Origin of the sequence: Pontibacter arcticus (assembly GCF_003284895.1) — a bacterium.
Lineage (GTDB): Bacteria > Bacteroidota > Bacteroidia > Cytophagales > Hymenobacteraceae > Pontibacter > Pontibacter arcticus.
This window is the reverse complement of record NZ_QMDV01000006.1, coordinates 128,919-139,335: the sequence shown is the minus strand read 5'-3', so window position 1 is coordinate 139,335 and position 10,417 is coordinate 128,919. Positions and strand designations below refer to the sequence as shown.

10 protein-coding genes are annotated in these 10,417 nt (G+C 47.2%); 1 reads left to right on the top strand and 9 read right to left on the bottom strand.

What is annotated here, in order from left to right; translation table 11 throughout:
• A partial coding sequence (locus DP923_RS16530) for an Ig-like domain-containing protein (RefSeq protein ID WP_125047771.1) occupies window positions 1-2,993 on the top strand: 2,993 nt, incomplete at its 5' end.
• Between the two features lie 115 nt (window positions 2,994-3,108).
• Here DP923_RS16530 and DP923_RS16525 read toward each other — a convergent pair.
• The 9 genes from DP923_RS16525 to DP923_RS16485 all read right to left on the bottom strand — a co-directional run bounded on the left by DP923_RS16525 (window position 3,109) and on the right by DP923_RS16485 (window position 10,416).
• Complete coding sequence (locus tag DP923_RS16525; RefSeq protein ID WP_112306936.1) at window positions 3,109-3,342, bottom strand: hypothetical protein; 234 nt, start codon at window positions 3,340-3,342, stop codon at window positions 3,109-3,111.
• A 257-nt stretch (window positions 3,343-3,599) separates the two neighbouring features.
• A complete protein-coding gene (locus tag DP923_RS16520) occupies window positions 3,600-3,950 on the bottom strand; it encodes a helix-turn-helix domain-containing protein (RefSeq protein ID WP_112306935.1) in 351 nt (116 codons plus the stop codon).
• Window positions 3,947-5,914, bottom strand: a complete 1,968-nt coding sequence (locus tag DP923_RS16515) for a type IV secretory system conjugative DNA transfer family protein (protein ID WP_112306934.1) — start codon at window positions 5,912-5,914, stop codon at window positions 3,947-3,949. Before DP923_RS16515 ends, DP923_RS16520 begins: the two co-directional genes overlap by 4 nt.
• 104 nt (window positions 5,915-6,018) lie before the next feature.
• A complete protein-coding gene (locus tag DP923_RS16510) occupies window positions 6,019-6,477 on the bottom strand; it encodes a hypothetical protein (protein ID WP_112306933.1) in 459 nt (152 codons plus the stop codon).
• The gene (gene traN / locus DP923_RS16505) at window positions 6,474-7,262 is read right to left on the bottom strand and encodes a conjugative transposon protein TraN (RefSeq protein ID WP_112306932.1); all 789 of its coding nucleotides are present in this window, start codon (window positions 7,260-7,262) and stop codon (window positions 6,474-6,476) included. The genes DP923_RS16510 and traN overlap by 4 nt, the downstream gene beginning before the upstream one ends.
• Window position 7,263: 1 nt before the next feature.
• Window positions 7,264-8,445 carry a conjugative transposon protein TraM gene (gene traM, locus DP923_RS16500; protein WP_112306931.1) on the bottom strand — a complete coding sequence of 394 codons (1,182 nt, stop codon included), beginning with the start codon at window positions 8,443-8,445 and terminating at the stop codon, window positions 7,264-7,266.
• Entirely contained in the window at window positions 8,432-8,818 is a 387-nt protein-coding gene (locus DP923_RS16495; protein ID WP_239021068.1) for a hypothetical protein, read from the bottom strand. The genes traM and DP923_RS16495 overlap by 14 nt, the downstream gene beginning before the upstream one ends.
• On the bottom strand, window positions 8,796-9,404 hold the full coding sequence (traK, locus tag DP923_RS16490) for a conjugative transposon protein TraK (RefSeq protein ID WP_112306929.1): 609 nt from the start codon (window positions 9,402-9,404) through the stop codon (window positions 8,796-8,798). Before traK ends, DP923_RS16495 begins: the two co-directional genes overlap by 23 nt.
• Window positions 9,405-9,420: 16 nt before the next feature.
• Window positions 9,421-10,416 (bottom strand): plasmid transfer protein, encoded by a 996-nt coding sequence (locus DP923_RS16485; protein WP_112306928.1) that lies wholly within the window; start codon window positions 10,414-10,416, stop codon window positions 9,421-9,423.
• Window position 10,417: the final 1 nt, after the last annotated feature.

The window sequence follows — 10,417 nt, the reverse complement described above, 5'->3', positions numbered from 1 at the left end:
AAGACAATAGCTACGGAATCGCATTAGACAACTCCAACAATGTCTACATAACAGGGGCATTTAACCGCACTGCTACTTTTGGAAACACTACCCTTACTAGTCATGGAAGCTTAGATATTTTTCTGGCAAAATACGATGCTTCAGGAAGCTTGCTATGGGCGCAAAGAGCAGGTGGTACTGCGGAAGACAAGGGCTATGGCATCGCAGTCGATAATTCTGATAATGTTTACATAACAGGATCTTTTAGTGGTACAGCTTACTTTAAATATTACACGGTTTCTATTAAAAGCTTCTCTGATGAATTTGGTAGTACTGATGCATTTTTTGCTAGATATGATTCTGAAGGCAATGTACAATATGCGCGGACTACCATGGAAAGAGGAAATGATGCAGGTCATGATATTACAATCGGTAAGGATGGTAGTATATTCATAACAGGATACAAAACTTTAGTTAATCCAGATAGTAAACTTTCAGATATTTTCTACAAAGAATTGTTAATAAGAAAATATGATTCATCGACACAAGCACGATGGTCTAAAAGGGTATCAAAAACAGGAAATATTATAGGCTATGGAATCAAACTAGATGAAGAAGGCAATATTTATGTTACTGGCGACTTTGAAGGTAAATCTACTATAAATGGTACAGTTCTAAATAGTAGTGGTTTGAATGATATATTTGTAACTAAGCTAAACAGTTATGGTGACTTTGTATGGGCTAAGAGCGCTGGAGGTTTAGAAAGTGAAAATACTAGAAGCCTTGTTCTGGATAAGCTTGGGAATATTTATATCGTAGGGCAATTTAAAGGTAATGCTACTTTTGGAAATTCCACCTTAACTAGTAATGGCTTAGAGGATGTATTTGTAAGTAAGCTAAATAGCTCCGGTGACTTTCAATGGACACAGAAAGCCGGGGGCTTGTTTAACGACAGTGGACACGGAATTAGCTTGGATAAACATGGAAATGTGTTTATAACAGGTAGGTTTGAAGGCAATGCATTGTTTGGTAACAACGCTTTATATAGTACCCGGCTCACTTCAGTCCTGTATAATCGTGAAGGTGAAATGTTTATTGCTAAGATGATGAGTGGACCCGAAGTTACAGGTGCATCTATCTGTGGCTCAGGGTCAGTTGTATTAACAGCATCAGGAGCGGATGATGGTAACTATAGATGGTATACTGTTGAAACAGGAGGTACAGCAATACCTAACGCACATAATGCTACTTACATAACCCCTGTTTTAACAGCATCAACGACTTACTATGTTTCAGTCCTAAGTGATGGTTCTGAAAGTATAAGAACTGCAGTAAGTGCTATTATTAAATCATTGCCATCTTCCCCTACTACTTCAGCTACAAGCCTGAGCTACTGCCAAGGCGCTGCAGCTTTAACCTTAAAGGCGGCAGGCGCTAACCTTCAGTGGTATACTTCAGCTACAGGCGGCACAGGCTCTGCAACAGCGCCAACACCTTCAACGGCAACAGCAGGTACTACTTCTTATTACGTGTCGCAGACGGTGAACGGCTGCGAGAGCCCAAGAGCCAAGATAGAGGTGACAGTTAATGCGTTGCCAGCCAAGCCCGTGATTACAATCAGCGGCTCTACTTCGCTTTGTGAAGGTGGTTCTGTGGTGTTAACAGCGCCTGATGCTTCTTCTTATTTATGGTCTACTGGAGATATCCGACAGAGTATTACTGTATCAACTGCGGGTTCTTACACGGTAAAGGTAACAAATGCTGGTCGATGTGAAAGTGTTAGTTCTGATGCTGTCGCGATTACCGTAAATGTTCGTCCCTCAGCTCCGGGTGTGACTGCAAGCCTGAGCTACTGCCAGAATGCCACTGCCTCTACGCTAGCAGCAACGGGTGAAAGCCTGAAGTGGTACACGCAGGAAACAGGGGGAACTGGTGCATCAACAGCGCCAACACCTTCAACGGCTACAGCAGGCACTACTTCTTATTACGTGTCGCAGACAGTGAACGGCTGCGAGAGCCCAAGAGCTAAAATAGAAGTAACGGTCAATGCCCTGCCAGCTAAACCCATGATTAAAGTCAGCGGCTCTACTTCACTTTGTGAAGGTGGGTCTGTGGTGTTAACAGCGCCTGTTTCTGCGTCGTATTTGTGGTCTACTGGAGCAACTACACAGAGTATTACTGTATCAACGACGGGTTCTTATTCAGTAAAAGTAAAAACCGATGGCGGCTGCGAGAGTCTCACTTCTGATGCTGTAACTGTAACGGTAAATGCTGTACCAACAGCGCCAACCGTTACAGCGACCTCAACTTACTGCCAGGGCGCTGCAGCTTCTACCTTAACGGCGGCAGGTGCTAATCTTCAATGGTATACTTCAGCTACAGGCGGCACAGGCTCTGCAACAGCGCCAACACCTTCAACAGCAACAGTAGGTACTACATCGTATTATGTATCGCAGACGGTAAACGGATGCGAGAGCCCAAGAGCCAAGATAGAGGTGACAGTTAATGCGTTGCCAGTAGTTACACTAGCTTCTTTTGGCGAAACTATTTGTAGCAGCAACACTAGCTATATACTTACCGGTGGCCAGCCGAGCGGGGGTACCTACTCTGGAGAGGGGGTAAGCAACGGAGTGTTTAGCGCAGCTGCAGTAGGCGCAGGTACTTATGTCATCACCTACTCCTACACTGTCAATGGCTGCACAGTCACGGCGACTCAGAATATTACTGTTTCCACCTGTACGGGTATAAAGGAGAGTAAGCTGGCGTCGGGGCTTTCCCTTTACCCGAATCCGACGAATGATAGGCTACAGGTAACTCTGCCTATGACAGGAAGGATAGGGCTAGAATTGAGGTTGTTTGATGCAAAAGGGCAGACTGTATTAAAGCAAAGCTTTCCTCAGGTGTCAGGTGAATTTAGTCATGTGCTGGATCTTACAGGTAAAGCTCAAGGGGTATACCTGCTACAGCTAATAGCTAACGACGGCGTAATCACAAGGAGAGTGGTAAAGAAATAAGCTGTCAGTAACACCAACGGCCTAATACATGGCTGTTGGTGTTACTGATTTTCCTGCGTCTATTTTTTCCATCCAAAAGCGCTATGTCAAGCATTTCAGAATAGATATGTACTTTTCAGATTTCACTAGTTCCACTTTCTTCATCAAAGAATTTTAGTAATCTATCGATCTTTTCTTTTCTAATAATTGATGATACTTCATCCACAGGATAATCGTCCCATTCTGATGTCATCCAGAAAGATCCAATCAATTTTCCCCCCAGGTAAATCTCAAATCTCATTCCATCAGGCTCTATAACTTGGCAAATTTTACCCCCTGCCATTGTGGGATGATCAATACACTTCTTCATTTTATAAATCTTTAAAAGGTTACTTTTCTATTTTAAGAGATTAATATTAGAGTCCGCAATCAGAATTAAAAAAGTGGTTTGTTTTCTCCTCAAGTATGGGAACTACAAAGAATGAATAGACGAACTGCTCAGAACTTTACATTCGAAGTAGCCTGCTGCGAGAAGGATTTTCGGCATCCGAACCATAAGCAAGTCTTGATATACATAATATATGAAGTCAGTATCCTGCTCCCCGCTATCCAAGTAAAATATGTAACCTAGGGTATATCCAACAACCGTATCACCTCCTCAACCTGGGTGGAAAACTCACTTTGAGCAAGCTTCAGCTTTTCAACGGCAATGCTATTAAGGCTGTGGCTGTTGGATAGCTTTTCATCCTTCTCCAGGATGTCGAAGTTATCAGAAAAAAGAAGGTCCACGTGAAAGTGCTTGCTGTAGAAACTGAACAAAAGCAAAAGCAGCTCAATCGTCCCTCCCACCCCGTTCTCCAGCCGGGAAATCTGGTTTTGGTTCACCCCCATTGACTCTGCGAGGCTCTCCTGCGATAAATCAAGCCGCTTTCGCAGCAGCTTTAGCCTTTGGCCTAACTCCTGTATGCTTACGCTCATACCTGTAACGCTGTGATTAGTGTCTTAACCTCATTTCTAATTTTATTGTAGTTTGCTCTCAGGATTCGGTCTTTTTGGTCGGGGGTACCAAAGTTATAAAATTTTGGCAGGTCAAGATACTGCTTTTCTTCCTGTTGTATGTTATTAAGGTTAAGATTAATTTTACAGTGGTAGGTACTGGCTACATACTTCCCGCTATACGCTTCGCTATCGGAAGCCACCTGCCCTACCAGTTCACCGGCCTGCAAATTGGCTATTTTGGATGCCGGGATAAGCGGTCCCATTTCCTCGTTCATGTTCACCGAAGTACGGTTCTGGTCCACACTGAGCCCCTCCTTTAGCTGCCTCACCCTACCAAACAGTTTCTCCAGCCAGTCAAGCGTTTCTTTATTACGGGCAGAGCCCGAGAGTACATTGGCCGCTACAGAGCAAATAGTGTCGGCTGTTTCCCTGCCATACTGCTGCCGCAGCTGCGGTAATTCCTGCAGGCCCAGCAGCACAGCTATTTTGTTACTCCTGGCGGTAGCGATCAGGTTCTCCACCCGGTGTATGTAAAGCGTGGGAGACTCATCCACGATCAGCCCACAGGGCAAGTTCCCCTTTGTATTGATCAGGCGTGTCATGCGGTTGAGGATAAGCGCATTGCAGGCGCTATTAATGCTCTGTGTAGCCGGGTCATTTGCAATCACCAAAACAGAAGGATATTCCAGGTCTGTTATCTTTAAATTAAAGTCGTCTCCTGATAGTACCCAGAATGTTTCTTTTGTGGCCAGCCGGCCAATATTAATCTTTAAGGTGCCAATCTGCCCTTCCAGCTGCTCAAAGGCTCTGTTCTTATAGGCTGTGGCAAAAGGCGAAAGCAGACTCTCCAACTCAGGTTCGGAAAAGAGCGCCTCGAAAATCTGATCATAGCTTAGGTTAATAAAGGAAAGTACATGCGGAAACGAAGAATACTGCCCCCCTTCGTGGCGGCTCAGAAAGTAGATGCAGCTGGCCAGGAAATTAACGGCTGACTGGTTGAAGAATTGCGCAGTTCCTGAGTCCCTGTCTCCTTTCCGCAGCGCCTCCAGCAGCGCCTCAGCCGTTTCGGTGGCATCAGCCAGCGTAGGCAGGTACTCCGGCTTTAAGGGATTGAACCTTCTGCTGTGCTCCACGCTGTTAAAATTGATGACATGAAACCTATGGTTCTTCAGTATCCCCTTCTTTCTGTTCACCAAGTAATGGTAGTAGGTCGCCTTAGCCAGGTCCGGAAACTTGAAGTCGTATACCATCATAGAGAAGCCTTTCCCCAGAAGCTGCTTGATAAAAGGCAACACCACCGAGAAAGACTTCCCAGAACCAGGCGTACCAATCAGCAGTGTTGCCCGAAAGGGATTTACCACATTTAGCCACCCGCGCTGTATCCGCTTTTGGTAGTAGTAAAGCATTGGGATATTCACCGAGTAAGGCGTATGCACCGGTTTCCTGGACTGCTCAAAAGACTCATTCTCCACGTTAAATTTGTCCTTCATCAATCGGTGCTGTATATGCTTGGAGATATTATCCAAGGCTATATGAATCATCATCGCACCAAAGAAGGAGAGCAGGATGTAAGCCGCATCAGACAGTGACACATCCCAGAAAAGAATACGGCTGCTTTCAAAGAAATAAAAGAAACCCGAGCCAAAGAAAAAGGCACAGCCGATGAGCAAAGGAAGGAAGATATGCCGGAGCGGGTCGAGGTTCAGGTTCTTCTTGGCCTTTGTGCCAATGCTCACGATCAGAATCAACCCGAAGGTAAAAGCTTTGGAAAAGTAGATGTGCTCATAAATAGTCATGCGCTTTACCTTGCGCAGTACAGGCTGCAGCTCATACATACTGCCAGAATCCATAAAGAGGAAAACAGCTACCTCTACTACAATAGTGAAATAGATAAGCCCCTGCAGAAAGGAGTAAAGTTTTTTTATTTCGCTGGATTCTTCCATATCGTTACTGACAAAAGTTATCCAATACTATCAGATAGATGTGAGGGAAAGTCTTAGCAGAATTTCTTTCCTGTGGAAATTTCCGTCGACTAGCCAAATCCTGCTCACAATGGAATTTTGATACCCGCCAGCAAACCAGCTCTGAAGTTGTGGTTTACCCGGAGTACACCCTCGTTCTTCTGTTGGAGCATCAGCACCAAATTTCCCGGCAGCACATAGCCCAGCTCCAGGCCTGCCTGCAGGGCTCCTATGAAGTGCTCGGTGTTAGAGCCAATGCCCGCTCCCAGGCGCAGCTTGAGAAACGTGTTTCTGGAACGGGTAAGCATGGGTTTGTAAGCAACCCCCACTAACCAGTTTTTGCTGTCGTCCACGTTGCTCTTATAGGAATCACCGAAGATTTCATAGGAATTATAGTGGCGTTTGCTGAACTCCAGGACAAGGTTAGCAGTTAAGGCATCCTTGTACATCCAGCCGCCTGCCAGGTTCAGGTGGGTGTAGCCCTCTTGCGCTCGGCACGGCAGCACAACTAAGAGCAGTAAGGAAAGGAGTAACGACTTTCTCATAAGGTGTCTGCATGAAGGATATCGGAATAGTCAATTTTAAGGGAGATGGTGCGTCCAGAAATCTGCTCCTCAGCCACCTCAATATGGAACACCTTTTCCTCTGGGAAAGTAAACTTCCTGAACACAAACACGTTCCGGTACTGGCGCTTGAAGTGACTCGTGTCATAAAGCTGGAAACTGGGCTGTAACTCCACCTGCTGAAAGTTAGTGGCCTTCACGACCTTTTTATCCTCAATCTTAAACCGTATTTGATCGACCGTATAGGGAATGTTGGTGTCATTTCTAAGGGAGAGATCAATAAAGAAATAGTCCCCCACCGTATAGATGTTGTTTAGCCTTGCCCGCATCCCCTGCCCTTTCGTAGTCACACTGTTGAACCGAGGTTTTCGCTGGAGAACCAGCAGCGCAAACCGTGCCATGTCCTCTCTACTCATGGCCACTGCCGGGTTCAGGTAATCATCTACCTGGGTAGGGTCTATACGCACCTCCGTGTCTGCCCGATCCGCCCGGCTGTAGGCCAGCTTATACTGTACAAGGAAGCGCTCTCCAACGATGGTGATAATACCCGGTTTTGCTCCGCCATGCTTGGGTTTGACCCGAAGGATATTGGCAACAGGTATGTCCCCGGCTACATCATCTGTGGAGATATCTACATACTGTATTGGCTCAGGGCTCACAATATGCGTGGAGATACTTTCATGCACGTGCACTACCTGAAGGGAATCCTGTGCCGAGGCTGAAAACAGCAGGGCAAACAACACATATAGAAGGAATAGCTTTTTCATATTACAGGGCTCTGTTATCTATCAAATAAACAATGGTGTTGTACTTCAACTTAGCTTTGTTCTTCCGGATGGCTTTGCCTGCGGCGCGGGTGGTGGTCTGAGAAACCCTTTCCAGCATCGAGTAAAGCATTTGGCTGGCATTGTCAGGTGAATCCTCAAAAGTAAATGACTGACCACTGCTCACATTCCCGGCAAGCTCTTTTGTAAAGTCCCTGAACTGTGAATCCGGGACATATAGCCCAGCCAAGCCGTCGTTGTCGTAGATACTCAGGTCTACCGGGATGATTTGGTTGCCGTAGAGTATAGAGCGGATGGCTATCTCAATTCGTTGGGCACTGAAACCGGAAACAGTGCCGTAGAGGTAGCTGCCTTTCTTTATTTCGTAGTCCCGCACATAGATGTCATCCAGTAAGCGAATCCTGATCCTGCCGCCTTGCATCACCTTCAACCCTTCGTCCAGAATAGCTCTGATAAACTGCTCCTTACTGTCGGCTGTAATGGTATTGAAAAAGGCTTTATTCGTATTTTTGCTTTTGGTCACGGGTAACGGTGTCGGCTCTTGCTTCTCGGAAGCCGGTACATGGGCTTTCATCGGCTGTGGCCCCCTACGAGAAGGCACAGGTTCCTCTCCTACCCGGCTCAGGCTGTCAATAAACATCATCTGCTCCCGGAATAGCCGCATTTCCTCTTCATATGCCGATTCAACTTTTCGCATAGGTCGGGTTGACCGTCCAGGCACAGAGGCAGAAGCCGATGCATAGCGCTCTGAGCTGAGGCGCTGCCGCTGGCTTACCCGCTCCATAAACCCCTCCGGCTGCTGATCCGATAGGATACGGTTATTGAGACTGTCGAGCATCCGCCGCTCCTCATCCGTGTACACGCTGCCATAGGCAATGTCCCTGGGGTCTACCCTATCCTCCCCGATTTCCTGTATGGCCGAGTAATCGGTCCTATACTTAAACTCGTCCCGAAAAGCCGAGAACTTATCCTTCATTTCCCGCTTTCTCAGGTTAGCATCCGGAAGGGAGGTATTCAGGGCTGTTGTCTCGGTGAGTTCTACTTTCGCTTGTGCGGCGGTGGCCGCCGGTGTCATGTCCAGCCACAGGTAATTAAGCAGGACAAGGAAAGGGAGTATGATGAGCGGGATGGCATACCTGGGATGCCGAAAGTTAATTCTCTTCATGGATGATTCGGTTTAAACGCTGATCAATATCTTTGAGAAAAACACTGTCTTGGCCACGCAGGCTGTCAGGATCCAGCTGCCTGGCCGTGTTGTAGAGCTTTATCAGCTCCAGCATATCTGCGGTACTTGACCTGCCTATAGTCATCTTGTCGCCAGAAGTATCAAGCTGCCTGTACAGCTTGCCAACCGACACGGCATAGTTTCCCTGGTGCAGGTGCCGGACAACTAATAGCCCCATGACAGCCACAGACAGTAAAACCTGCATGGCTAGCACCACTGCTTTAGGATTCGAGGCACAGTAGTTCCTGACACTTTCCCTGAGGTATGCAAGCCTTTGCTTTATGTTACCGCTAAAAGGATTTCTTTTCGACATACTCCAAGTCCTTGTTCATGACCGTTTTCCAGTTCTTTATCAAAAGTCCATGGGGGTTGTTCTCTGTGCGCGGCACTTCCTCAAGATCCCCCTCTGTGACAAGAAGTCTTTTCATCACAGAGGTCTCCCGCTCAATGCGCTGTGTGGCGTAGTAGGTAAAGTGCCTGTTTTCGTCCACTTTAACGCTATCGGTTTTGATCGTCAAAACCGCAGAGCTTGCCAGGATCTGGTTATAATAGCCCTTCTCCTTCAAGTTGTTGTATTGTGCCAGACCGGATTCATCCACCAGGTACATGGCCTTGGAGATGTTATTCTTAATGTAGGCGTCATCTGGAGGTAGCGTGAAGAAGAGCAGGTGAAACATGTTCACGTGCGACTTGTACTCTACTGTCCGGTTTACCCCCAGCTCGGTCTGTTCCACCAAGAGCGGCACCGAGTGGTCGATCACATAGATCTTCTTCCGTTGCTCCTCGGCATAACGAAAGGCAAAGGCGCAAACCGTACCTACTATAATGATGGAGGTGATAAAGCAGCCGATACTCACGGCAAATGCCAGCTTCATTTTCTTTTCGAGGTTGTTTATCATAGCAAGCGCTTTAAGTTTATTTTAGAATTCCTCCGGCAGCCTTCGCAGCTCCTCCTGCCATTGTACCAATGGCATTACCCACACCCGTGGTGTGCACGATCCAAGTGGAAATAATGGGAATGGTCAGCATGGCCAATCCTCCCACAATCAAGGCGACGATGTAGAAACTGATGCCGCCCGAGGGAAAGGAAACGTAGGCAATGAACATCTCTTCGTTGCCCAGTACCGCTTTGAGGATATCAATTTCCTTCATCAAGCCATACTTGACCAGCACAAAGGAGATGGACATAATGATATAGCCAATGCCTGAGTACAGCCCCACGGAGATATAGCGGGCAATCCAGGTCAGGTAAGAGTCCCGAAAACCCGGCAGCACGCTAAGGGCAAAGGAAAACGGGCCTAGGATCACCAGGATGCCCGCAAAGATGATCTGTAGGAAATAGATAATGTAGGAGCATACCTGAAAGATGCTGATCACAATCCACTCCACCACCATCATCGCCGTAAAGTGCAGCTTGGCCATCAGCATCAGGTAATAGCCTTTCATTTTGTTAAACAGGGGTTGCAGGTCGATCCCCATGGTTTCGTACCAGCTCGCGTCACTGGCCTCGCTCTCAATCCGCTCAAACTCAGCGCTGCTCTCAGAGAGTTTTCGGGCCACACTGTCCACCAGCGCGAGGCGTTCCCGGTGCAAATCCTCCACCTGGTCTACCTGTGAGCCGTACATGCCTTTTGCCTGATCATTCACCAGCTGCAGCGGCAGGTTCACAGCGTCAATAAATCCTGGCCAGAAAACAATCACCAGCGTCAGGGCGAAAGGGCGCAGCAAGGGCATGATGCGAAGCGTTTCATCCCCGGCCATCATTTTGTAAGCCTCCAGGCCGAAGTACAGCAGCATGCTGATGGCGCAAAGGGCCTGCGCATCATACAGGAAAACACTCACCAAATCCTGTATATTGAGAAAGAGCCCGTCGAACAGGTCAAATATGGCTTTATCGATCAATTCACGCATG

Excerpts from the sequence above, each read along its gene's own strand:
- DP923_RS16525 (WP_112306936.1), bottom strand. The coding sequence starts at position 3,342 with ATGAAGAAGTGTATTGATCATCCCACAATGGCAGGGGGTAAAATTTGC.
- DP923_RS16520 (WP_112306935.1), bottom strand. The coding sequence starts at position 3,950 with ATGAGCGTAAGCATACAGGAGTTAGGCCAAAGGCTAAAGCTGCTGCGA.
- DP923_RS16515 (WP_112306934.1), bottom strand. The coding sequence starts at position 5,914 with ATGGAAGAATCCAGCGAAATAAAAAAACTTTACTCCTTTCTGCAGGGG.
- DP923_RS16510 (WP_112306933.1), bottom strand. The coding sequence starts at position 6,477 with ATGAGAAAGTCGTTACTCCTTTCCTTACTGCTCTTAGTTGTGCTGCCG.
- traN (WP_112306932.1), bottom strand. The coding sequence starts at position 7,262 with ATGAAAAAGCTATTCCTTCTATATGTGTTGTTTGCCCTGCTGTTTTCA.
- traM (WP_112306931.1), bottom strand. The coding sequence starts at position 8,445 with ATGAAGAGAATTAACTTTCGGCATCCCAGGTATGCCATCCCGCTCATC.
- DP923_RS16495 (WP_239021068.1), bottom strand. The coding sequence starts at position 8,818 with ATGTCGAAAAGAAATCCTTTTAGCGGTAACATAAAGCAAAGGCTTGCA.
- traK (WP_112306929.1), bottom strand. The coding sequence starts at position 9,404 with ATGATAAACAACCTCGAAAAGAAAATGAAGCTGGCATTTGCCGTGAGT.
- DP923_RS16485 (WP_112306928.1), bottom strand. The coding sequence starts at position 10,416 with ATGCGTGAATTGATCGATAAAGCCATATTTGACCTGTTCGACGGGCTC.